This window comes from Paenibacillus sp. FSL R7-0128 (assembly GCF_038002245.1).
GTDB classification, from domain to species: domain Bacteria; phylum Bacillota; class Bacilli; order Paenibacillales; family Paenibacillaceae; genus Paenibacillus_AQ; species Paenibacillus_AQ silagei.
In genome coordinates, this window is sequence record NZ_JBBOCD010000001.1 from 2,508,994 (window position 1) to 2,533,376 (window position 24,383).

At 50.7% G+C, this 24,383-nt stretch carries 19 protein-coding genes; 10 read left to right on the forward strand and 9 right to left on the reverse strand.

Translation table 11 applies throughout. The features are described from left to right. Nucleotides 1–211 precede the first annotated feature (211 nt). Nucleotides 212–781: a YdeI/OmpD-associated family protein gene (locus NST26_RS10260; RefSeq protein WP_340979095.1), complete on the reverse strand. Its 570-nt coding sequence runs from the start codon at nucleotides 779–781 to the stop codon at nucleotides 212–214. 406 nt (nucleotides 782–1,187) lie between these two features. Between NST26_RS10260 and NST26_RS10265 the strand changes: the two genes are divergently transcribed. Then, nucleotides 1,188–3,284: a methyl-accepting chemotaxis protein gene (locus tag NST26_RS10265; protein ID WP_340954361.1), complete on the forward strand. Its 2,097-nt coding sequence runs from the start codon at nucleotides 1,188–1,190 to the stop codon at nucleotides 3,282–3,284. On the opposite strand, the gene NST26_RS10270 is transcribed toward NST26_RS10265, so the two are convergent. From NST26_RS10270 to NST26_RS34020, 3 genes are read right to left on the reverse strand one after another with little or no spacing between them, the layout of a single operon-like run. Further along, complete coding sequence (locus NST26_RS10270) at nucleotides 3,264–4,163, reverse strand: NAD-dependent epimerase/dehydratase family protein (protein ID WP_340954358.1); 900 nt, start codon at nucleotides 4,161–4,163, stop codon at nucleotides 3,264–3,266. The two genes, NST26_RS10265 and NST26_RS10270, sit on opposite strands and share 21 nt — an antisense overlap. Nucleotides 4,164–4,214: 51 nt before the next feature. After that, nucleotides 4,215–4,985, reverse strand: a complete 771-nt coding sequence (locus NST26_RS10275) for an RNA polymerase sigma factor (protein ID WP_340954356.1) — start codon at nucleotides 4,983–4,985, stop codon at nucleotides 4,215–4,217. Then, the gene (locus NST26_RS34020; protein WP_379258863.1) at nucleotides 4,982–5,131 is read right to left on the reverse strand and encodes a Kazal-type serine protease inhibitor domain-containing protein; all 150 of its coding nucleotides are present in this window, start codon (nucleotides 5,129–5,131) and stop codon (nucleotides 4,982–4,984) included. Before NST26_RS34020 ends, NST26_RS10275 begins: the two co-directional genes overlap by 4 nt. On the opposite strand from NST26_RS34020, the gene NST26_RS10280 reads away from it, so the two are divergent. Both NST26_RS10280 and NST26_RS10285 read left to right on the forward strand, forming a co-directional pair. After that, nucleotides 5,124–5,741: an ATP-dependent Clp protease proteolytic subunit gene (locus NST26_RS10280; protein WP_379312588.1), complete on the forward strand. Its 618-nt coding sequence runs from the start codon at nucleotides 5,124–5,126 to the stop codon at nucleotides 5,739–5,741. The two genes, NST26_RS34020 and NST26_RS10280, sit on opposite strands and share 8 nt — an antisense overlap. A 19-nt stretch (nucleotides 5,742–5,760) precedes the next feature. Then, a complete protein-coding gene (locus tag NST26_RS10285; protein WP_209874521.1) occupies nucleotides 5,761–5,967 on the forward strand; it encodes a hypothetical protein in 207 nt (68 codons plus the stop codon). Nucleotides 5,968–6,286: 319 nt separating this feature from the next. Here NST26_RS10285 and NST26_RS10290 read toward each other — a convergent pair whose 3' ends face one another. Continuing rightward, entirely contained in the window at nucleotides 6,287–8,158 is a 1,872-nt protein-coding gene (locus tag NST26_RS10290; RefSeq protein WP_340954349.1) for an acyltransferase, read from the reverse strand. 187 nt (nucleotides 8,159–8,345) lie between these two features. On the opposite strand from NST26_RS10290, the gene NST26_RS10295 reads away from it, so the two are divergent. From NST26_RS10295 to nspC, 3 genes are all read left to right on the forward strand, one after another. Further along, nucleotides 8,346–9,167 carry an AraC family transcriptional regulator gene (locus NST26_RS10295; RefSeq protein WP_340954345.1) on the forward strand — a complete coding sequence of 274 codons (822 nt, stop codon included), beginning with the start codon at nucleotides 8,346–8,348 and terminating at the stop codon, nucleotides 9,165–9,167. Nucleotides 9,168–9,687: 520 nt separating this feature from the next. After that, nucleotides 9,688–10,887, forward strand: coding sequence for a saccharopine dehydrogenase family protein (locus tag NST26_RS10300; RefSeq protein WP_036702452.1), 1,200 nt, complete (start codon nucleotides 9,688–9,690; stop codon nucleotides 10,885–10,887). A 26-nt stretch (nucleotides 10,888–10,913) separates the two neighbouring features. Continuing rightward, nucleotides 10,914–12,050 (forward strand): carboxynorspermidine decarboxylase, encoded by a 1,137-nt coding sequence (nspC, locus tag NST26_RS10305; RefSeq protein WP_340958099.1) that lies wholly within the window; start codon nucleotides 10,914–10,916, stop codon nucleotides 12,048–12,050. A gap of 173 nt (nucleotides 12,051–12,223) precedes the next feature. Here the strand turns inward: nspC and NST26_RS10310 are convergent, their stop codons facing one another. From NST26_RS10310 to NST26_RS10320, 3 genes are all read right to left on the reverse strand, one after another. Further along, nucleotides 12,224–13,261 carry a hypothetical protein gene (locus tag NST26_RS10310; RefSeq protein ID WP_340954342.1) on the reverse strand — a complete coding sequence of 346 codons (1,038 nt, stop codon included), beginning with the start codon at nucleotides 13,259–13,261 and terminating at the stop codon, nucleotides 12,224–12,226. After that, nucleotides 13,251–13,757 (reverse strand): RNA polymerase sigma factor, encoded by a 507-nt coding sequence (locus tag NST26_RS10315; RefSeq protein ID WP_339255203.1) that lies wholly within the window; start codon nucleotides 13,755–13,757, stop codon nucleotides 13,251–13,253. The genes NST26_RS10310 and NST26_RS10315 overlap by 11 nt, the downstream gene beginning before the upstream one ends. A gap of 129 nt (nucleotides 13,758–13,886) precedes the next feature. Continuing rightward, nucleotides 13,887–15,419 carry a stalk domain-containing protein gene (locus NST26_RS10320; RefSeq protein ID WP_340954339.1) on the reverse strand — a complete coding sequence of 511 codons (1,533 nt, stop codon included), beginning with the start codon at nucleotides 15,417–15,419 and terminating at the stop codon, nucleotides 13,887–13,889. Nucleotides 15,420–15,610: 191 nt separating this feature from the next. On the opposite strand from NST26_RS10320, the gene NST26_RS10325 reads away from it, so the two are divergent. Both NST26_RS10325 and NST26_RS10330 read left to right on the forward strand, forming a co-directional pair. Then, a complete protein-coding gene (locus tag NST26_RS10325) occupies nucleotides 15,611–16,234 on the forward strand; it encodes a deoxynucleoside kinase (RefSeq protein WP_209874512.1) in 624 nt (207 codons plus the stop codon). Then, complete coding sequence (locus NST26_RS10330; RefSeq protein ID WP_340954335.1) at nucleotides 16,231–16,884, forward strand: deoxynucleoside kinase; 654 nt, start codon at nucleotides 16,231–16,233, stop codon at nucleotides 16,882–16,884. Before NST26_RS10325 ends, NST26_RS10330 begins: the two co-directional genes overlap by 4 nt. Nucleotides 16,885–16,977: 93 nt before the next feature. On the opposite strand, the gene NST26_RS10335 is transcribed toward NST26_RS10330, so the two are convergent. Then, nucleotides 16,978–17,667, reverse strand: a complete 690-nt coding sequence (locus NST26_RS10335; protein WP_340954331.1) for an SDR family NAD(P)-dependent oxidoreductase — start codon at nucleotides 17,665–17,667, stop codon at nucleotides 16,978–16,980. A 154-nt stretch (nucleotides 17,668–17,821) separates the two neighbouring features. Between NST26_RS10335 and NST26_RS10340 the strand changes: the two genes are divergently transcribed. Continuing rightward, a complete protein-coding gene (locus NST26_RS10340) occupies nucleotides 17,822–18,409 on the forward strand; it encodes a TetR/AcrR family transcriptional regulator (RefSeq protein WP_340954326.1) in 588 nt (195 codons plus the stop codon). Between the two features lie 362 nt (nucleotides 18,410–18,771). Continuing rightward, nucleotides 18,772–24,372, forward strand: a complete 5,601-nt coding sequence (locus NST26_RS10345) for a hypothetical protein (RefSeq protein ID WP_340979097.1) — start codon at nucleotides 18,772–18,774, stop codon at nucleotides 24,370–24,372. Nucleotides 24,373–24,383 lie beyond the last annotated feature (11 nt).

The window sequence follows — 24,383 nt, forward strand, 5'->3', positions numbered from 1 at the left end:
GGTGGCATGGGCTGAGCAAGGGGATGGCTGTTGCGCCAGCGTCTGCTCCACGCCAGTAACATTAATAGTAAATGTATTCGGTTTTCAACATACATCCGCCCTGATTACCTTTGCGCAGCACGTTGTATTCGGTTTTCCGCCAAGTCGCACATCTACATCTACCCGTACCGTTTGCGGAATCCCTCCAGAACGCTATAGGAGTACAGCAGAACTAATAATCAAGCAGACGCCCGTTGTCATGCCACTGGCCGTACATTTTGTTAACTCTGGTGTTCTCTATGAATTTGTCCAATCTACGTTGGAACAGCTCCGGCTGGCGGATATAGCTCTGAATGGTGTCGATCCGCACCCGCTGATACAGCGCCGGAAAGGCCAGGAAATGGCGATACACCTGCTCGTCCTCCTTCAATCTCTGTTCAATCAAGGGATCGATTCGAAAAGCTCCGACATCCATATCCGGCAGGCATCGCCGTCCCTCGTCGCGCATCAGCCCCAGCTTCTCCAGCCTTCGGACGCGCTCCTTATTCAGCTCGGTCCATGAACTGCGCTTGCTGCGCGGGGATAATCTCTGTACCAGCTTCGAGTCAGCCGCCGCCTTCTTCACCCCGTCAATCCAGCCGAAGCACAGCGCTTCCTCCACGGCGTCCAGATACAGTATTGTCCCCGGGAGCGGCTTCAGACTGACCTCTACCCAGCAAGAGCCCTCTGTGGTGCTATTTGCAATCAGCCACTTTCTCAAATCTTCTCTCGTTGCAGCTTCAAGTCTATTTTCGCTACTCATAGATAGGGTTCATTCCCTTCTGTCTTCTGCTTCCGTCTCTCTGTCTGCCCTCTGCCCGATCGAAATCCTGCAGATTATGCAACTTCTCCTTCAAGAAAATGCCCCTAATCCGGAATTGTTGCACTAATGACAGCATTCCCTCTACTCTAAGTGGCTAGGCGGCGAGAATTCCTGCATTTTATACAACATTCCTGCCCCTACACCAGTATCCATAAAGCAAAGTTGCAATTAGTGCAACATCCTCCTAATTCCTTAAATTTTGCCGCTTTGTTAACATTTTCGCAACACATTCTTTACGCTGCGCATACACAACTTGAGAGAGTAATTAATATCCGGCTTTTACAATGAGGTTATTAGCATAATATACCTATTGCATAATCAGGCTTGATATGAAGGGATGATACTTTTGAAGGGGAAGCGGCTGCACTTTTCGATGAAATGGAAGCTGATCTTGAGTTTCTCGGCGATTACACTTATTTTTCTGGGCGTGGCTGTGTACCAGGGACATAAAATCAAGCAGGTCGAGCGATCTATGGAACGGCAGAAGAGCGAGATGGAGAATAGAATTACCGTTTCAACCATCACCCAGCAGCTGCAGGAGCTGAACCGTGCGGAGACTTCCTTGGCGGAATCCAGTGACCTGGAGCAGGCAGAGCCTTTGAAGGAGAAGCAGCAGCAGCTATCCACGGAGCTGGCCAAGGTAAATTTTGAGCTGGGTACGCCTGCTTCTGCGAGCTATAAGCTGCTGTCTGCCCAGGCCGCAGAATACAGCGCTCTGACGAAGGAACTGGTAACCACAATGTCGGACGAGACCCTTGACCCGCTAAGTGTTTTGGAGAAAATCGATGGTATACATACGAAGGCGCTTGCGCTGAATCAGGACATGCTGAAGACTAACGGTGAGCTGTACACCGCTGCTGCTGCCAATGCTGATCAGGCCCAGGGGGTCTCCTTCGCCCTGCTGGATGATACGGTATCCATCGTGACGTACGCTGCGATCGCAGTGTCCCTGTTCATGCTGGTGCTCGCCTGGCTGCTGATCCGCTCGTTCCTGTCACCGGTGCGCAAGCTGCAGGCGGCGCTCAGACAGATCGCGGAGGGCGATTTGCGGCAGCAGATTAACTCCCCGTACAATGATGAGCTGGGACAACTGAGCCATCATTTCGACCATATGGTCAGCAGGGTACAGGGGATGCTGCGGCAGACCTTGTCAGCGGCAGGCTCGCTTGCCGATTACGCGCAATCTTTTCAGGGGTCTTCGGCCGTTACAGCGCATACGAACCAGAATATTGTCAGAACCATCCAGGAGATTTCGCTTGGAGCAGACCAGCAGGCTGTCCAGTCGGAGCAGAGCTCACAGCTGCTGGAGGAGCTGGCCTGCGGGGTTCAGGAGATTGCCGATTATACGGATGTCATGCTGACTACGAGTGAAGCCGCTAACCAGAACAGGCAGCAGGGCTCGGAGACCGTTACGGCGCTGCGTCAGAGCTCCCAGGATTCCCGGGTGTCCATCAGCAAGGTCTATGGTGCGCTGGACAAGCTGGTGAGCCAGTCCAAGGATATCTCGCGTATTACCCATTCGATTACCGAAATCTCGAAGCAGACGAATATTCTCTCACTGAACGCAGCGATTGAAGCTGCCAGGGCGGGGGCAGCAGGCAAAGGCTTCGCCGTGATTGCCGATGAAGTGCGGCAGTTGTCCGTACAGACGAATGACTCCTCGGTACTTATCAGCAGGATTATTCAGGAGCTTGGGGCCGGTATGGCGGATTTCCAGGGACATATGATGGAGACCCGGGACCGTCTGGAGCAGCAGGACCATCAGGTGGAACAGACCCTGGCTTCCTTCGCCGCTATCGACGAATCGATTACAGGCATCAGCATACAGATCGGGCAAATTCACCACAAGGTGGAACAGACGCGTACCCTCAATTCGCGGCTTGCCGAATCTGTACATTCTGTTGCGGCTGTAGCTGAGCAGACGGCGGCCGGAGTTCAGGAGGTGAACGCCTCCAGCACCCAGCAGGATCAGGCCATCGGGGACATCGCCAAGCAGGCCGGGGAGATTAATGAAATCTCGCAGCGGCTGTTCCGGGAGATCAATGTGTTCAAAATATCGGAGGCTGCTGAGGCCGGATTCGAGCTGGGAGCAGCGTCTGAGCTAGAGGCAGACCCAGATTCCGATTCAGATTCAAATTCAAATGCAAGTTCAGATGCAAGTTCAACACATGCAGCTCCAAAGGTTCGCGGGATGGTGCAGGAATCGGAAGAGCAGCAGGAAGCGGAGACAGCCGGGGAAATCCAGCCCAAGCTACAGCGGGAGATGCATACGAAGCAGACGGAACAGACAGCAAAAAGGGCAGAAGCCGGAATTCACCAGCCCCTGCCTGCGGGAATACCGGTGCAAGATAAGCCTGCGCCCGGCCTGAGTACGCTTGTTAACGAACCTGATAAAGAGATCTCCAAAGAGCTGGAGGAGGAGCTACTGGTCCTGGCGAAGTGAATGGGTCAGCGAAGAGACCAGCTCCGGGAACCACTCTGATAAGGACAGGAAGCTGAAGCCCGCGCTGCGGGCTTTTGCCGTATCCATGAACCAGGATGCACCGATGCCAAAAGGCGATTGATCCGTCTCCGCCGCCTCACTCTGGACGATAGCTTTCCTTACGGTAATCTGCTCGATGATGGAGATAACGCCGCCAATGGTGAGGGTACCGTCTGAGCAGGCGTTCACCGGTCCCGTGACGGCTGAGCCTTCCCGGCCCAGCCAATGCAGGAAGTCAGCCGCTTCATCCGAACGGATGAACGAGATCTCCGCCTGCGGATTAGGGATGCCAACCGGCCTTCCCGCAAGAACATGCTCGATGTGAAAATGCAACCGGCGCGTATAATCATCCGTGCCCAGCACAATCGGAAAACGTACCGCAGCCACCGGGAAATCGGCTGTCTGGAGCAGAACGGCTTCGGCTTGTCTTTTGCCTTCCTGGTAACTGATATCCGTCTTCCCGCCAGACTTCAGCGGATAATGCCAAGGATCGAAGTCCGTTTCAGCCAGCGCCTCCGGCTGCGGATCGTACACGGATAAGCTGGAAGTCAGGATATACCGCTTGGCTCGCCCCGCCCAGATCCGCACAGCTGCCGCCGCCTCATCCGGCGTGTAGCAAATGTTATCGTAGACGATATCCCATACAGTGTCCCCGACAGCCTGCTCAAGCGCCGCTTCATCCGTCCGGTCCGCGGCCAGCCGGGTGACATGCTCACCGAAGGAATCCTCTGTTAGGCCCCGGGTCAGAATGTTGACCTCGCTGTCCTGGTCCTGGAGCAGCAGCTCCACCAGCCTTTTGCCGAAAAATCTCGTCCCTCCAAGCACAAGCACCTTCTTCATGGGATCACCTCTCCTAAGTTATAGTCAGAGCTACTGCTCCATTCAGCCGTATTATGCAGCCATCCGAAGCTCACCGTATGCAGGCGCTCCATAGGTATAGGCGTATCTCGCGTTGTCTGTATACATGGAATCCACGGACTGAACCGTAAACGTGCTTACAGCAGCGGTCACCTCCCCGGCGTTCTCCTGGCGGAGTAGCTCCAGCAATACTGGAATCCGCCCTTGCTCATAAGCCCCAGCCAGAGCCCGCAGATAACCCCGGTAATCGGCATCCTGCGGAAGCGCGGGTCCTTCATGCTGGAGCAGCTCCTCCCGGACCTTGCTCAAGGCCTGGCGTGCACGGTGCAGCGCCGCTTTTACCGCGCCTTCCGTGGTTGCCAAGAGTCCGGCGGACTCGGAGGCTGAATACCCCAGCACATCGCGGAGGACCCAGGCGGTCCGCTGCGGCGGCGAGAGATGGGCGAGCAGCGCCTGAAAGGTCAGCTCCGTCTCGGTCAGCTCCTCTAGGGCTGACGCCGCAGAAGCTGGATCGGATGACACTCCAGACCTTTCCATGGCACGGATGAGCGACCCCTGGCGGCGGGAGGCGTCAATCCAGGTATTCTTGGCAATCCGCAGCAGCAGGGCTTCGGGATTGGGGCTGATGGTGAATTTGCGGTAGCCCAGCGCTTTGACCCAAGTCTCCTGCGCCAGATCGTCGGCGTCGAAGCGGGAGCGGGTGAGCGACAGGCAGTACCGCTGGAGTGTTGTTCCCAGCTCCTGCAGATGTCTTGTATCCATAGCTATCTTATCGGATGTCCGGTGATGTTCAAGCATCGTCATAGTGGCCCTCTCCTTCGATGGGTTGTGTTGCTTCTATTATATAAACGAACGGCACAATGTAAAAGATACGCACTCCCGCTATTTCCGCACACGCTGCGTCTTCCGTATCTTTTCGGGCAGGCTGACCGTTTACAGGGTATCCACACTAAAACAGATCAGAGGAGGCACACCAGAATGAGTGTAATACCCTATGTGATTGAACAGACGGCTAGAGGAGAGCGGTCCTACGACATCTATTCCCGGCTGCTGAAGGACCGGATTGTATTCGTAGGTGCGGCAATCGATGACGGGCTGGCCAATAGCATTATTGCCCAGTTGCTGTTCCTCGCGGCGGATGAGCCGGAGAAGGATATTCAGATGTTCATTAACAGCCCCGGAGGCTCGACTACCGCAGGCTTCGGTATTTATGATACGATGCAGGTAATTAAACCTCAAGTCAACACGATCTGTACCGGTTTTGCTGCTTCGTTCGCTTCTCTGCTGCTGCTGGCGGGAGCAACTGGCAAACGGTCCGCGCTGCCCAACAGCGAGATTATGATCCATCAGCCGCATGGCGGGGCGCAGGGGCAGGCCAGCGATATTGCCATCAGCGCCAGACGTATTCTCCAGATCCGTGAGAAGATTGTCGGGATCACCGCGCAGCGGACCGGACAGCCGCCGGAGAAGGTGGAGAAGGATATGGACCGGGATTATTTCATGTCGGCTGAGGAGGCACTGGAATACGGAATTATTGACACCATCATCACCCATCTGTGAGACGAAGGAGAGGAAGAGCATGCTGGAAGCGCTGAAGGGACAGGAAGTTCATATTCATTTTTTGGATGGTACAAGTGTTAGGGGAGGCGTACTGGAGGAACTGGATGATCGGTTCGTGAAATACAGTACGGAGTATCAGACCCTCTACATTCCCATTACCTCGATCCGGGCGGTAGAGCTGCAGACCAAGGAACGCGAGCGTCCGCGCGTCGGCTTCGGGCAATAACCGGGAGCTGCAGGTAAAAGCGTACAAAACCCCGTCATCCCTGCTCAGAACGAGCGGAGACGACGGGGTTTTTGCGCTTGTATAGGAAATTATAGTATCCGTCTGCTGAGGATAAGGCAGGTGTAGAGGTATGGATAAGAGTTCTTCGAATGATTCGTAGAGTCTGCATATGGCCCGAATGTATGCCAAAAACAGCATACATTGTGGTGGCACGCGGCCTTCTACTTCTCACTGAAACGGTACCGTCTTTTAAAAGGACGGCAAAGCCGTTTCCACTTATGGAAGTAAGTTCTGGCAGCCGTATGAACGCCAGTCCCGCTTATACGGATAACGAGAAGGCAGGCTCCAGGCGGTGTACTCCCTTCGGGGAGTAGCTCAGGGCTGAGCTTAACCCGCACAGGTCCGCCAACAGATAGATAATGCTTAGCCACATCTCCGTGCCTTGCAGGCCGGTCTCCTGCTGCCGGGACAGCTGGAAGGCGAAGCCGCGTCCGGGAACCCAGAATGGCAGCACCTCTCCGAGCAGCTTCTCCGCCCACGCGCGGATCTCCGCCTGCCGGTAATCACTCTGCTTCTGGCAGAGCCAGAGCGGGTGGACGACATCCAGCACGTTGCAGGCATTCAGCGCATCCAGGCGGAAGAAGCGGCGGTCCCGGCTGTGAGCCAGCACGGTATCAATGCTGCGCTCCGGGTACGGCAGGGGCAGACCGAACTGGGCGTAGGTAGCGCGGGTAAGCCGGTAAAAGCCGTTCACCGGCTGTAGCCACCCCTCCTTCGCAGTAGGCAGACCCCACAGCCCGGAGTCCCGGCGGCAATGCGTCGTCAGCCAGCCGAACAGATCATCCGGGCGCTTGCCGGAGCCGAAGGACTTCAGGTTGTGATAGAGGCCGGTAGCATAACAGTCGATCCAGTCGCCAGCGCCCCAGGCATTGTCCGCCCATGGCAGACTATTAAGTTGATGATACAGTGTAGCAGTATCCATATTCTCGGCAACAGCAACGGGATGGGGCAGAGCAGAACCTAACACCTCAAGCGCGTAGCCTACAGCAAGAAGATGATAACGCGAGAGATGATCAGCTAACCGCTCCGGCTGATCCTCCGGTCCGGGCGGCGACCACGGGTCGGGCAATAATCCGGTCCGGTTATTCTGGAACTGCTCTAATGTGGCGATCAGCTCTTCCTTCGTCCAGCCTGGCGGCAGACTGCCGAACATCGCAGCAATCTCCACAGCATCGCAGTAGGCCCGTACGGTCCGCCCCGCTCCCGGCCGGTCCCGGAACTGCTTCTCTCCCTCTATTGTTTCGGAGTAGAACTCCAGCAGGGAAGTTAGCTGCTCCTGCACCTGCTTGCTGAAGTCTGCCAACAGTCCATAAAGTGTCCTAAAAGAGGGGGCAACTCCATCACCCGGCCCTGCGTTATCTCCCGCTGGCTCAACGCCCTCGCCGAACAGTTCAACGCCTGTCTCCAACCGCTCACCGTTTTTCCCCAGCCCCTTACTTCCTTCCTCCCTCTGCCCAGATTCTCCCCCCAAATTAGCCTCCTCAATTCCCATTCCATCCTTCATCTTCATCACTGATTCCTCCTTGTCCTTGGTGGGCTCAGCCGTTGCAGCTGCCTCCCCGGCCAGCCGGCTGCGGATCAGCTTGGCCGGATTGCCGCCGACAATGCTGTACGCCGGCACATCGCGGGTTACTACCGCCCCCGCCGCAACAATGCTGTGCGAGCCGATCCGCACCCCGTCAAGAATCACGGCATTAGCCCCGATCCACACATCATCTCCTATGACAATGCCCTTGACTGTCAAAGGCTGGCGGAAGACCGGAACATCCGTCACGGCGTAGCCGTGATTGAAGCCGTATAGACTTGCATGGGAAGCGATCCGCACGCCATTACCCATGGTAATATCGCCTGACAATATGCTATAGCTGTTCATAGAGCAGTCGCTGCCTGTGACCAGCCGTGTGCTGCGGATAATCGCACCTCCTGCAATGTAGCTCCGGTCGCCGAGCGCCAGCTGATCCGGCAGCACGATGGCTTGCGGCGAGACGAAGCAGGCTTCTCCGAAGGTGCAGGGATAATCCGCAGCAAGCTGCTGCTGGTAGCGGTCCTGCTGAAGCCGTTCTTGCTCGGACAAGCCAATCCAAGGCATGTAATCCAGGGCTTGTGCTTGGGTGGACAGGGTTTCAGTCATCTGGTATCTCTCCTTCATCATTCCAGCCGTTAATGTCCTAAGTGTAGCAATGAATGCAGGGGAGTGGCATGGTATAATGAACAGAATTGGCATGTCAAAAACGCTTCAGTATTAATCTCTGGTTAATCCCATTCCTGATTGATCCCATCTCTGGTAAATGGCAAACCGAGAAACGGAGGAGCTATACATGGAGGAGATTCCACAGAATCTGGTGATGGATATCCACTGGATTCATGACAAGACCACCTTCCCGCACTGGAAGGATATCCGTCAGAATATACATGTACACAGCCTGTACTGGATTCAGGAGGGGGAGGGAGTATTCCGGACAGACACAGAGGAGCACCAGGTGTCGCCGGACATGCTGTTCTATCTGCGGCCGGGCCTGTCCATGGAGATGAGCAGCGGAGGCGGGGAGCCCCTGAGGATCACCATGATCCTGCTCTCACTGTATACGTTGTCGCCTTCGGCGGACAATCAGGGGAGGGTGGAGCCGCTTCATGCACTGCCTTTGCCGTTCCACCTGAAGCCGGGGAGGGAGCCAGGCAGACAGCTGAGTCAGCTGTTCCGCCAGATTGCCGGTGATTTTGTTCCAGGTAATCCCGGAAGCCAGCTTAAGACTCAGGCGCTGATCTATCAGCTTTTGTACGAAATATTTCAGGCTAAGGATGGCGGTAATCCTGACCGGGGGCAAGGCTATGAACTGTTCTTACGGATGAAGGAGGAGCTTGAGCGGCGCTACAGTGAACCCTTGCAGATCCATGAGCTGGCGGTGCGCTACGGCATCTCCTCCTCGTATGTGCGCAGTCTTTTTCAGCAATATCTGCACAAGAGTCCCAAAGGGTATTTAAGTGAAATCCGCTATGAGCATGCGAAGAAGCAGCTGCTGTATACCAGGCTAACCCTGAAGGAGATTGCTGCCGCCTGCGGATACAGCGATGAGTTTCATTTCAGCAAAGCCTTCAAGCAGCTCAGCGGACAGCCGCCGTCTGCGATGAGGTCCCGCTAATCCCGCAACGGCTAGGCACGACAGAGGTATGGGATAGAGAGGGTTACGCATAATAAACGGATGGACAAGATCAGAGTAGTCCACACTGGGCGGCCTTTACAATGATCAGTTAACAGCAGCGAAAAACGGGTAATTTATTATCATGTGTATCATTTGCACTTTTGTCCGGCTGACCTTGCTTAAATTTGAAATAAATAAGTTGAACAACACCGCCGTTGTGATATAATTATCCGGTTGGCCTGATGGACTGAAATGTGGAAGGGACTCTAAGCTGATTTTCAATTTATTAAGCTTAAAAGCGAAGGAAAATGAAGGATTTCAGTGCAATGAAGTGAATTACAGAGTATTAATGTAGAAAACTGCAGATTTTACACGGAAGATCACAGTTTTTGTCGGATTTTATTGATTTATTGAGAAAGTTTCTGTATAATCAGCGTTGTTGATTTTTCATAGGATGTAGCCTGTTCCAGAGTGCGAGGCTAATAACTAATAACTTAAGCATAATTAGGGGGTTATTAATTTGGGAAAAGCGTTAATTATTGGCGCTGGCGGTGTAGCGAGCGTTGTTGTTCATAAATGCTGCCAGAACCCGGATGTATTCGAAGAGATCTGCATTGCCAGCCGTACGGTGTCGAAGTGCGATGCGCTCAAGGAGAAGCTGGACGGGGGCCTGACTAAGATTTCTACGGCCAAGCTGGATGCTGACAACACGGAAGAGGTTATTGAACTGATCAAGAGCTTCCAGCCGGATGTCGTGATTAATGTGGCTCTTCCTTACCAGGATCTGACGATCATGGATGCCTGCCTGGCTACCGGAGTGCACTATGTGGATACAGCGAACTATGAACCGCAGGATACGGCGAAGTTCGAATATTCCTGGCAATGGGCTTACAAGGAAAGATTCGAGAAGGCCGGAATTACGGCGCTGCTCGGCAGCGGCTTTGACCCTGGCGTAACCGGTGTGTTCACGGCTTATGCGCAGAAGCATTATTTTGACGAGATTCATACGATTGATATTGTGGATGCGAATGCGGGCGACCATGGTTATCCGTTTGCCACTAACTTCAATCCTGAGATTAATATCCGCGAGATTACTGCGAACGGACGTTACTTCGAGAATGGCGAGTGGATTGAGACAGCGCCGCTGTCCGAGAAGAAAGTATACGATCTCCCGGAGATCGGCCCGAAGGATATCTACCTTTTGTACCATGAAGAGTTAGAATCACTCGCTGTTAACATTCCTGGCGTCAAAAAAATCCGCTTCTGGATGACCTTCTCGCAGAACTATCTGACTCACCTGAAGGTGCTTGAGAATGTCGGCATGACTTCTATTGAGCCCATTAATTACGAAGGTAAAGAGATTATTCCTTTGCAGTTCCTAAAGGCCATTCTGCCTGACCCGGCTTCCCTGGGACCAAGAACCAAAGGTAAAACCAATATCGGCTGTATCATTCAGGGCACCAAAGACGGCCAGCCCAAAACCTATTATGTCTACAATGTCTGCGATCATGAAGAGTGCTATAGAGAGGTTGGTTCCCAGGCCATTTCCTACACTACCGGCGTTCCTGCGATGATTGGGGCAATGATGATTATCAAAGGCATCTGGAACAAGCCGGGTGTACACAATATCGAAGAGTTCGACCCAGATCCGTTCATGGATGCTCTTAACAAACACGGCCTGCCTTGGCAAGAAGATTTCTCGCCGACGCTGCTGGATTAAGGCGTATGACCATGAAGAACAAGGACATCGATATTGATATCAGCAATCTGCCGTCCCCTGCGTATCTGGTGGATGAACGGCTGCTGACGAAGAATCTGGAGACCCTGAATTATGTGCAGGAGAAGAGCGGAGCCAAGATTCTGCTTGCGCAAAAAGGCTTCTCCATGCACGCCGTGTACCCGCTGGTGGGCAAATACCTGCATGGGGTAACCTCCAGCTCCCTGTTCGAGGCCCGGCTGGGCTTTGAGGAGATGGGCAAAGAGGTCCATGTCTATGCACCGGCTTATGTCGACCGCGAGTTCGATGAGCTGCTTCGCTACAGCGATCATATGGTGTTCAACTCGTTTGACCAATGGAGCCGGTTCAAGCAGCGCGTGCAGAACGCGCCGAAGCAGATTAGCTGCGGGATTCGCGTCAACCCGGAGTATTCCGAGATTGAAGTGCCGCTCTATGACCCTTGCTACAACTTCTCCCGCATGGGCGTAACCCTGCCGAACTTCCGGCCGGACGAGCTGGACGGCATTGACGGCCTGCATTTCCATACCATGTGCGAACAGAACTCGGATACGCTGGAGCGTACGCTTAAGGTCGTAGAGGAGAAGTTCGGCCAATATCTGCACGGTATGAAATGGCTGAACTTCGGCGGCGGGCATCATATTACCCGTCCTGACTATGATCTCGACACCTTGATCAAGTGTATTCTGCACATGAAAGAGACTTATAATGTAGAGATCTATCTGGAGCCGGGCGAGGCCGTTGCCTTGAATACCGGTTATCTGGTTGCAACGGTACTCGACACCATGCATAACGGCATGGATATTGCGATTCTCGATACTTCGGCGGAATGCCATATGCCGGATGTGCTGGCGATGCCTTACCGTCCGGGCATTATCGGTGCCGGAGAACCGGGTGAATTCGCCCACACCTACCGGCTGGGCGGCATGACCTGCCTGGCGGGGGATGTTATCGGCGATTATTCCTTCCCGGAGCCGCTGAAATACGGCGACAAGCTGATCTTCACCGACATGGCGCATTACTCCATGGTGAAGAACCACATGTTCAACGGCGTCAACCTCCCGGCCATCGCTTCTTATAATGAAGCAGAAGGACTCAAGGTGATCCGCGAGTTCGAATATAGTGACTTCAGCGGCCGGTTGTCTTAAGGAATAGCTGCGAATATATAGATGCATAATAGAAGCGCCCCTTCAGCTTTGGCTGTTGGGGCGCTTTTGTGCCAACTGGGGGGAATCCTGAAAAAAGTGAAACAATATCCACCGTTGCTCCTCAACCAGCCAGAAATCCTGCATTATGTGCATAATTTAAACCGGACTAACAATCAGCGCGGAACCGTGTTAATCGGAATCTTTTTACCAAAGAATACGAAAGACTCGATTTCTTTATCATTTATAACATTATCAAACGTTTTTAGTGTAATCAGCTGGTTGCTCACATAATGACTTGAAGACATTCCGGTAAAAATGCGGGTTGTCTCTGAAGTGCCGTCCTTAAAGTTAATTGTGATAGGTAAGTCATCCAAATATATATTTGGACCAATTTCCTTTGATTTGAAGACGAATTTATTTATCTCCTTTAATGAATCGCTCTCAATTTTTAAGGTGATTGAGATGGGGGAGACAGAGATCGTCTTTAAGATTGCCTTATAACCATACAGTGAAATGGCCTGATTAATCTGATGAAGGGTAGAATACTCTTTGAAATCAAGCTTAAGTGAGGTTTCCCAGGAACCAGATACTACGGTTTCAAAAATACCGGGAAACGGATCAGCAGCTTCTAGATCTCTAAAAGTAATATCAACAGTTTGACCAGCTAAGGAGTTATCGGTCATTATATTCATAACCAAGCTAATTTTGTTGTCATAAGGATTCCCGTCATCGAGTACCTCGTATCCTGTACTGTACGAGCTTTGATTAGAGTTGATAAGGGCATGCAAACGATAGCGGGCTGCATTCAAAATAGTGCCTTTAGGAGCGGTAAAGTCCATTAAAATGTAAGTTAGATTGCTGTCACCGATCACCTGCTTCATGGCAACAGACCCCTGCTTATTTTTAATTATTTTATTTATTGTATAAGCGCCATTGGACATATGTACAACCTGATTCTTATTGGATGGTTTAAGAAATTGAATCAGTGCTTCATCAAGTCCTGTATATACTGCTGCAAAAGCTGTAGTGGTTAAACCAACCATCAGTACAGCAGCAATTATAGTATATCTTCTAAGTTTTATAGGAGAAGTTTTTCTTTGACTTCTATATTCGATCTGGCTACTTGTTAAAAGATTTTGAAAGATTTTTTCTTTTTGATCATTTGTTGGAGTCAAAGCTTCAAAAACCTTACGGATATTTTTAATCTTCAATATAATTCCCTCCCAAATCCATCTTAAGTCGTTTGCGGCCTCTAAATAATTGTGTTTGGACCGTGCTTTCTTTGCGACCTAACATTTCAGCGATTTCCTTTACTGTGTATTCCTCTAAATAATATAGATACAAAACGGTTTTGTATTTTTCGGGGAGTGAAAGAAGTTTTGAAACGACTTTACCCGAAGGCTCAATACCATTCCAAATGACAATCTCCGGCAAAGGTTCCAATGCCACACGGCGGGTTCTCCACCAATGTTTAAGGATATCTTTGCAGTAATTCCTAGTGGTTACTGTCAACCATGCTTTTTCATGCTCGTGGTCGTTAAAGACCATTGGAGTGTTAATTAGTTTGAGAAATACAGATTGAACAGCGTCTTCAACATCAACAGGGTTTTTTAAATATATATAGCAAAGCCGGTAGACCATATCTGCATGTCGTTGATAGAGTTCAGCGAATTCTTTATCTGTGTCTAACAAAGAGCTGGATTTCATTATTTCGCCTCCTATAAACAACACGATTGAAGGTTTCAAAATATCTCAAAAGGCGAATTTTAGATTAAAAAAAGACCATTCTCCATTTGAGAATAGTCCGCTATGTTCTTATGTCAGGAGAGAATCCCCTTACTTCATACTAATCGCAATTCTGCTCTCCTGCGGCAGCCAGTCAACCTTCGCTCCAAGCTGTTCGCTGATGAAGCGAAGCGGTAGGTAGACGGTGCCATTCACTACAAACGGCGGCGTGGCCAGAGTGACACTTTTGCCATTGACGGTGGTGGCTCCGTTCACGGTATTGATGACGATGGATAGCGGAGTTTTATCGGCAGCGGTACCGGTGATCGTTACTACTTTGTCCATGGAATAACCGATAGTAGCGCCCATCTTGGTGAACAGCGAACGCAGCGGAATGAAATTCTGTCCGTTACGGGTAATTACTCCGTTCGTGAAGGCGATGGATTCGCTATTCAGGGTAACGGAGATCGGCTTCTGCATCGGGACAGGCTGCTTATAGCTGAATTCATAAGTACCGTACCCTAGTTGAGCATTCTTGTTCACGCCCCAGCCCCAGAGCGTGCCATCGTTTTTCTGCATAATGACATGTCTTCCGCCGCCTTTTATCGACTGAATATCGGAAGCAAGTAAGGTGAACTTTGCATTCGGCGACATAAGCTCTGCAGCAATCGAAGCTGCATAGACTTTGCCGTCTGAGGTCAGGGCGACAATAGATTGTTCAACAATGTAGGCATCGGTCACCTTGCTGATTCCTGAGAAGACTACCGGAACGGGTTCATCCTGATATGTGGTTCCATCCGAATATCCGGTGACCGTGGAGCCCCAGAACCATAGACGGGATTGCTTGTCAATCGCGAGCCGGCTGCGGCCATTGTTGTACAGCGCCTGAATATCTTTTAAGCCGGAAAAAGGGGTTGCAGTTATCTGCGCCGGGTCACTATAGGTTTCAGGTAAATAACTATCCTGGTCCGGCCAGGTCCAGACGCTGCCATCCTTGCTGAGCGCATAATTCTGTTCGAGCTGCACAATATCCTTCAGATTGGGGACGGGTGTAAAAGTGGCAAGTTCGTCAATGCTGGTCCAGACCGTCCCGTCTGTCTTCAGGAACAGATAACGATCCCAGCTGCTAACCTTATCGTTAAGCTTATTGCTCTCGTAATATTGAGAGATAGCTGCAACGTGATCCAGGCCCGGAACAGGCGCAAACGGTGGGGTCGTATTATCGTCAGTTGACGTAACTGAAGTATATACCGTACCCTCTCCGGTGACTGCTAAATGACGCGGGTATACTCTTTGGAAACTGGTTATATTCTTCAATTCCGGCACTGGCGTAACTTCGATGGCCATCGTCCGGGCGTTGCTCTCCCACTTCCAGACCGAGCCATCCTTGGTGGTTACCATTGCGCTGTAATATAGCGGGAAAGAAAACTGTACATCACTTAGTCCATGTACCTGTGTAGGTACAGACTTCGTCTCACCCCAGACCCACAGGCTCCCGTCATCCTTAATCAGATAATCGGGTCCGTAGGAAGCGATGCCGGAGCTACCGCCACTAGCTGCTGCTGTTGCAGCCTCGGGAGTCCCAACAGTCAGACACGCCGTCAAACCCATCACCATGCTCACAAGCAAATTTCTTTTTTTCATCAAGATATCCTCTACTCTCTTTAGGAAATTACTGAATTAGGTAAATAAATGAATATATTACCTTGAATATAGACGCTGCATAGGTGCGAAAAGTTTCTTTGAAAATTAACCGTTGCTGGCGGCGCTCCTGTGGTACAATAATTTAGTCTGTTTTTTGGAATTGTCCGTACTTGAGGAGGAAATTAGCGTTAATGAAACATGCACCTTTTATAGCCGTGGAAGGCCCGATTGGAGCCGGTAAAACCACCCTCGCCACGATGCTCGCCACCGAATTGCAGCTTCCGGTCATTAAAGAAATTGTCGACGAGAATCCGTTTCTGGACAAGTTCTATCAGAATATGGACGACTGGAGCTTCCAGCTTGAGATGTTCTTTCTCTGCAACCGGTTCAAGCAGCTGGAAGACACGACTGTGCAGTACATAGATCAAGGGAAGCCGGTCATTTCGGATTATCATATCTATAAGAATCTGATCTTCGGGGAACGGACGCTGAAGGGATCGAAACGGGACAAATACCGTGAGATCTATCATATTCTGACCGATGATTTCCCCAAGCCGAACATTATTCTGTATATCCGGGCGGATCTGGATACGCTGCTGGCCCGGATTGCCAAGCGTGCGCGTACCTTCGAAGAGATCATTGCCCCTGCCTACCTCGAGCAGTTAATTGAGGATTACGACGATGCGATGGCATCACTGGCCCTCCGCGAACCATCCACCGTAATCGTCACGATCGACGGAAACCAGGTGGATTTCGTGGAGAACCCCGAAGACTTCACCGCCATCGCGGAACAAGTAAAGGAGCTTATGAAATGAACAGTTACAATATCCCGAACAATGCCATTATCACTGTGGCCGGAACCGTAGGCGTCGGCAAATCGACACTGACCGCAGCACTGGCGGAGCGCCTGGGCTTCCAGACCTCACTGGAGCAGGTAGATCATAACCCGTACCTGGAGAAGTTCTATCACGACTTCGAGCGGTGGAGCTTCCACCTGCAGATCTATTTCCTGGCGGAACGCTTCAAGGAGCAGAAGAAGATGTTCGAGCTGGGCGGCGGTTTCGTGCAGGACCGTTCGATTTATGAAGACACCGGGATTTTCGCCAAAATGCACGCCGATCAAGGCACCATGTCCCCGACCGATTATGCCACTTACACCAGCCTCTATGAGGCAATGGTGATGACGCCATACTTCCCGCATCCCGATGTGCTAATCTATATTGAAGGCAGCCTGCCTTCGATCCTGACCCGCATCAATGAGCGCGGGCGTGAGATGGAGATTCAGACCGACGTCTCCTACTGGGAGCATATGCACGACCGCTATTCCCAGTGGATCAACGAATTCAGCGCCTGCCCGGTGCTGCGGCTGAATATTGATGAGTATGATGTGAAGGACCCGGCTTCGGTGTCGGAGATTCTGACCCGGGTCAGCGCGGTAATTAACCGGACTGCGGTGGGGAAATAAATAGTTAGAGTGAAAAAGCAGCACCAGGGGTTTATCCTGGAGCTGCTTTTTTGATCCGCCTTCCTCCAATGAGGCCAAATCCATCACAGAATGTTAAAATACAATGGTTTCGGGGGTTACACCCTTGGGATATTCTTCCTCCCATATGGTTTTGTCCATATAGGCTTGATACCACATGTCGCCAATCACATCCGGATCATTGATTGCGCCAGTACCCGACTCCTTAATCAACAAGCCTAAAGAACGGTGACCAACAAAAATGCCTTGAGCAGCCAATGAAGTATGGAGATTAGCTACATAATTGCGCAGTCCTGAAAGAGCAATACCGATATTCCCCATCATTGGGACGGGGTACATGGCAGATAATCCTGTGGTAAAGAGTATGGAACCCTCATTCTTAGCGAGCATATCAGGGAGAACAGCATTGACAACTTGGATGGCACTGACCACATTGGCCTCAAATGCGTCCCTTACATTCTCTACGGTTAACTCCAATACAGAGGTGGGAGGATAGTTGCCTGCTGTAGGACTGAATTCCAGCACATCAATCTGGCCATACTGTGCTTTAATGTTACTGATCGCCTGTTCAATTTGTTCTTTACTGAAAATATCCGCTATGAAATAAGAGGCCACAACACCCTCCGCTTTCAATTCATCCACCATTTCTTGCAGCTTTGCGGCGTTTCTTGCGACTAATGCTACTTGGAAGTTATTTTTTCCAAAGCTCTTCGCAATAGACATTCCTAATCCCTTACCTGCACCAATGATCGCTAGTGTTTTCATATCTGATTCTCCTTTTATGAATACGTGAGTGTAATTGACAATTTTAATTGTAAAATCTACAATTAAAACGTTCAATGGTTGATATGAGTCAACATGACATTTAAACATCATTTTATATATATTTGACTATTATTTATGAAGGAGTGGCTTTTTATTGGGCAAGAATAGGGTGGATCTGCGTATTCTTAAAACGCGAAAAGCGATTAAGGAAGCCTTCTTGAGACTAGTGCAAACCAAAGGCTACGAACGAATTACTGTACAAGACATTGCCGACGAAGCGATGATAAATCGAAACACATTTTATTTACACTATTTAGATAAACCTGAATTCATGGACAAGTTATTTCAGGAGAGCGTACAGAATTTGAATGCTTGCTTGAGCCTGGAGGTGAGCTCGATCCATGAGATGGACAAGGATATGTTCAGTACGATGATAAAAACGATTTTCGACAATATCGATGCAAACATGATATTCTTTAAAACCATGCTCACTCAAAACATTCACCCAAACTTCCCCATCTACTTAAAAGACGCTTTTAAAACGTTCATCTTCGCCGGAAACAGCGATTTCCGCCACGATGAAAGGATGGAAATTGGCCTCGAGTACATGATATCGGGATTGGTAGGTGCGATTTGTCTATGGATTGTTGAACGTGAGAATTATAAGATGGATGACTTTATCGACCATCTGAGTGAAATTCATTATCATAACATGGTTGACTTGCTGAAGAATACTAGATAGAAAAATAACTAATCCACACCAATAAACCGCAACTGAGCCGTTCTCAGTGCGGTTTATTTTGCTTTTCAGACATTTTCTCTTAAAAATTCAGGACTTTTTTCGTTTTCCGAGTGTATTAACCCTATTTTGGGGCATTTGACGCAGCTTTTGTCGAGATTTGTTAAGAGTTTGTTTAGAGCCGCCTGATAGAATAAACGCAGATATGAAAAAATAGGTAGTTTTATAACTAGTATTTTTTGTCCACGGGAGGGCAGGCCGAAAGGAGAATGCGGAAGCATAGGGAGTGAATCTTAGACTACAGCGAAGCTTGCTGCACGCCGGACAGGACATGATGAACGAATAAGGGGGAGCACCAATTGTTAATGAGCAGGAGATTGAAGAGATATACCTCGCTAAGCTTAATTCTTAGTATGTTGCTATCGTTAATACCCAGTTCCTTTAGCGGACTGGCACAGGCTGCGGGTGATGATTATGAAGTCACGTTTCCAAACGGACAACATGTTGGGAACCTAAGCTATCCTGCGGACAATACATTCCTCAACTTTTATACCGAGGTGGAAGGCTTCAAGCAGACAGAGAAAGACAAAGATGCCAAATATGATTGGGTCAAGGGAGATATCTTTGCGGGTGTCGATGATAATGAAGCAACGGTTGAATTCCAGGTGAAGGTAGCCGACAATACCATTCTAAAGAATATGGCGGAGAGCGGACATGCGGAGATGCTTACAGGATTCTCCGTGCTGCGGCGTCACTCCGGGTTCTTATGGACCCGTCATTCGTCCATTACAGTAAACATTGACGGAAAAAATATTATTAATGAACGAACGGGCAGCAGCCAGCGGTATAACAAGTCGGCCAAGTCCCTCATCAAACCGAATTCTGTTATTACCATTAAGGTCTGGGGTGAAGGCGACGACGACGGTGAAGCAGCCGGTGTACGCGGATTTTACCTCAAGTTCCAGGATCTCAAACGTCCGGTCATAGATAACTATACCTTCACCGGGAATGGTGCAGAGCGGCTCAACGAGAATATTAACCAGAAAGAGCTGTATGTCAAAAGAGATGAGAACATCACCCTAAGCTACAACTTCAGCGAGCCGGTCAGACCGAGCACGGTAGTGAAGGCCAATTCTGATTATTTCCTGCGGCACAAGCTGTTCATTAATGATCCGGACACCGGACTTCCGGCGGCCGGACAGCAGCAGTATCTGCAGAATATATCCTTTAATGAGAACAATCTGAGTTCATACCAGAAAAAAATTGCCTATAGATATACGGGAGTTCCTTTCCATAACAGCAGTAACCTTCCGCTGAGACCCTTAATTACCGGGGGAACCACTGGCGGTGCGCAGATGGATCTGTCGCTGGAGAATAAATTGAAAGAAGCCGTGCTCAGTGATGCAGCTGGCAATAAAGCGGTTTTCAATCTCAACGCTGTGCCAAGCAGCGGCAGCAATTCCTGGGTGGAGCGCAAAGCCGGGAACCCGTTTGACTTCGACCGGGGCGGATACCGCGTCATTGTCGATGCTGTGCGTCCGAAGTATTCCAAGACCGCGAACGGCATTCAGCCGGAGATTCTGACCGGGGTTACGCTCAACAAGGGAGATGTCATTGACTTCACCCTGCAGATGACCGAAGAGGCGATTGCCAAAACCGGCTGGGATGAGAAGAAAACCTTCATCCTCTTCAATAACGGAATGAAAGCCTATTATGTTATAGGCAGGAATACAAAAAATTGGACCTTCCGCATGACCGTGCCTGACGGCAAAACGGTGGAAACCCCATTGCTTAAGGCCGTAGCCATATCCAATGATGCCAAGGGCGGCAGCGAGCCGATCCAGATGGATACCGATGTCATTCAGGATTACGCAGGCAACCTGATGATTCAGCCTGCTAACTTCGATGGAGTACACGAAGAGAAAATTAATCCTTACGGCAGTGATCTCTCACTCGCCAACTCCAAGATTGACTGGGCGAACCTGTTCATCGACAACACAGAGCCGGTGATCGGGTACCGGTTCGAGACAGGCGGAGCAACCGATACAACCTATGCCAAAAAAGGAAAAGTTACGATTGACGCCAACGATCCTTCCATTAAAGTACCGCATCTTGATCCTACTGTAGCTGACCGTGGAACAGAGCGGCCGAGCCGCGGGATCTACCGCCCTTCCAATATGAGTGCGGAAGCCTCACCTTCGGTAGGTCTGGTGTACTACTGGTGGAGCCAGGATAAGGCTGATCCATTCGCTGGTGTAGCCGGAGATCATTATGCAGCGCTTAAGCGTTACGCACTCTCCGCCAAGCAGCCGTCGGAAGAGCTGTATCCGGGAGAATTCGAGAATGTAGAGCTGTCGGTAGTGAATAACAAGACGAACCTGCTCGCTCCTCCGGCGGAAGCCTTCGAGGAAGGGAACAGCGGCGAGTGGTATCTGCATACATGGACTGCCGATATGTCTTGGGATTCTGCCAGAGAATTGATGCAGCATAAGAAGAAAGACATTTACAAGAATACCCATCAGGCGCAGTATGACGCTTGGATAGAAGAAGCACCGGGTTCCAAGGCAGATAAAATCTTCTATGCCGATAATCAGGCGCTGGCGGCTGTTGGACAATACGGCGATAAGAGTGTCTGGCCGCTTGAGGATTTCAAGAATGACGACTCTAACTGGAAGCACGAAGTTGGCGTGTTGAAGCTGGACAACCAGGGACCTGCCATTACGCTGGCCGCAGAGGATACAGCTACGGTACAGGCTCTTGTGAAGGACCAGCATAGCGGCGTCAAAAGTGTGCAGTATCAATGGGTGAAGGACGGGGATTCCCCGGCGGACGGAAAGTGGGCAGCTACGCCATATTCCGGCACAACCGTAACCCGGTCTACCTATGAGGATATTGATGAGGACGGATCATACTGGCTCTATCTGAAGGCGCTAGATAATGCGGGCAATGAGACGATTAAGACTCCGCAGGAAAGAGCGGTAGTTGTGAGTTCGGAAGCGGCTATTCCGACACAGTTCACACCGGAAGCCAATCCTAACTATGTGAAAAGTCATGATGTCACCTTCCAGATCAGCGGTGTGCATCCCGATTATGTAGGCTATGCCATCAGCGACAGCTCTCTTCGTCCAAAGGATAGTGATTTCACCGGACTGGATGCTTCTATGGTATCGGATATATCACCTTTGTCTGAGAAAAGCCTGCTTGAAGACGGAGCCGAACCGGCGGAGCCTGGCGCGCCGACTGAACCCAACTCTCCGGCCGAGCCGGAAGTTATAGCAAGCATCGGGCCGGTAGCCATTATGAAGTTCCTGTCCTCCGGGCCAACAGCGCCTTCGTTGACGCCGCTTGAATCGGAAGAGACTCCGGCACCGGATAACAGTGCTGAGCCGACAGTAACACCTGCTGCTTCAGCAGAAACAACTGAACCGTCAGCGACACCAACTGGCTCAGCAGAAGCAACTGAACCGTCAGCGACGCCTGCTGCTTCGCCAGAAGCCGGCACCGATGCCAAGCTGGCAGCCAAGGGCCTTGGCGCTTCTGTAAGTGAAGCTACTTACAGCTATATCGTTCCTGCTGCTAAAACAGTATTGAACGGAACGCAATACATTCATCTTATGGTCAAACACAGCGACAAAACGTACTACTACTCGAAGGCTTATTATTTTGATAATGAAGCACCGGCAGTGTATTTCAGCCCTGATAGTGTTGCTTATCCGCTGCCGCTGCAGAAGACGAAGATTAGCGTGTCGGAATTCTACAGCAAAACAGGACTGGTCAGCAAGTATCAATGGGTCAAACAAGAAGTAGGCGCAGAAGTACCTACAGAGTCGTCGACAAAATGGGCAGATGTTCCGGCAGGCGGCTCAGTCTCCATCGATGACAAATCGCTGAAATCGGGGGAAATCTCTGAGTTCCGCTTATATGTACTTGCGGTTGATGGAGCAGGCAACAGCACAATCAAGGCAAGTGCAGGAACCTTCAAGGTCTCGGCAACGACCAAGCCTGATGCGCCGGTGTCGGATGCCAAGTCTTCTCTGATCTATCTGTCCGGTGATACAGCGGACGGCTACACAGCCATTATGAAGCTGAGTCTCGAAACGGAAGACAAGACCGGTTACGAATATTCAGTCTCACCGGATAACGGAGTGAGTTGGCTGAACTGGAAGCCTTATACGAACTTCGTAGCCGTGAAGGTTCCGACGAGTAAGGCTGAGGAGCTTCAGGTGTGGGTGAAGTACAGAACGCCGGGCGGTCTGATCAGCAAGCCGGCCCAGCTTGAAATCAAGCTTCCTCTTACTACCGTACAGCCGGTCTATGCGCTTGCTTCACTCAGCGTGAACAGCCCGGTTAATGCCAAGGTGGGTTCAGATATTGAGATTACGCTTCCGCCGGGTATCCGCGTCATGCCATCGAAGATTAATCCTTCGGTGCCTGTACGGACCGGCAATTCATTCAAGATCTACGAGAACGGCTACTACAGCTTCGATCTGACCGATCTAAGTGATCCGGACCGGACAGATACGCTGTATCTGGTCGTGAAGAATATTGACGGTACGCCTCCTGAAGGAACCATTGAATATTCATACATGGAGAGTACGAATGGTAATGTGGTTGCCCTCCTCCAGAGCACCTCTGAGCCGGTGACGGTGGTGAACAATGGCGGCAAGACAGCCTACACCTTCACTGAGAACGGCAAGTTCGAATTCGAAATTAAGGATGCGGCCGGAAATGTCAATACGGTTGAAGCAACGGTTGCGAACATTAACAAGGAAGTGCCTAGAGTAAAAGTAGTCCGTTCCTACCAATATGGCGAGAATGGAAGCCAAACCTTCGGCACCCTGAAGGATAACAGCGGCAATGTGCTGTTCTCCACAGGTGTAACACTTAACGTAGAGAAGGCAGATGCATCGGCTAAGGCATTCAATGTCATCAGTGCCGATAAGAGCATTACACTCATGGAGAATGGAACGGCTTCATTCACTGTGACGGATGTGTACGGCAATACAACAGTTATCAAAGAAAAGGTAACGAATGTTCTCTCTGCGCCGCCAGTACCGGACAAAGTGGCCTATACCTTTGTAGATGCCGAAGGCAAAGCGGTTCCGGCCGATCAGATTGTGACCATCGGCGGACAGAAATATGCCAAAGGCAAAGTGAAGGTTACGCTTAGCGGCACAGTTGCTGCCCCTAACCACATGTTCTCAGGCGTAAGACCTATTTCAGATGGAGCCGCCTATACGAACCAGATCAGTAAAGCGGATGGAACGTACAGCTACTCGCGTGCTTTTGAGAGCAGCGGTTCAGCGGTGATGGCCATCTCGGATCTGCTGGGCAATGTGAACAAGGTTCCGGTGACCATTGCAGGACTTGATAACACAGCACCTGAGCTGACACTGAACAAGGAAACCGTAGGGATTGTTCAGAACAAGAAAGACTTTAACTTCCGTACGGATCTCGGCGGGTTCACCGTTTCTGATAATGTATCGGCTGAAGCTAACGTGAAAGTATCGGTCAGCGGGCTGGATCTGAGCAAGCTTGGACGCCAGCGCGTAGCTTACACAGCAGTTGATCAGGTAGGCAATAAGACGGTGGTCTATCAGGATGTGGTGGTCGTGAAGGACGGCGGATTGCTGGTCTTCGGTAACGATACCTTAATCTCGGCTTCCTCCGGCGAATCTGCGTTGTTCAATACCAACACCATTACCTTCAAGGTATCCGGCTTCAATCTGATGAAGGTAGGCGGAGTAGACAAGGTCAACCAGGCTGGAACATTCGATATTCTGTATTACCCTGGTCTGTACCGCGAAGGACAGCTGAAGCTGGTGAAGCAGAAGCTGACCTATGCTGAACTGGTGAGCAGTAATTTCAAGGTCACCTTCCCGAAAACAGGCTGGTACACCATTGTGGTGAGAACCCAGGAACGTGACCGCGAATTTGCTACCTTCTTTGTCGGCAATCTGAAATAGTTGAAACAAGA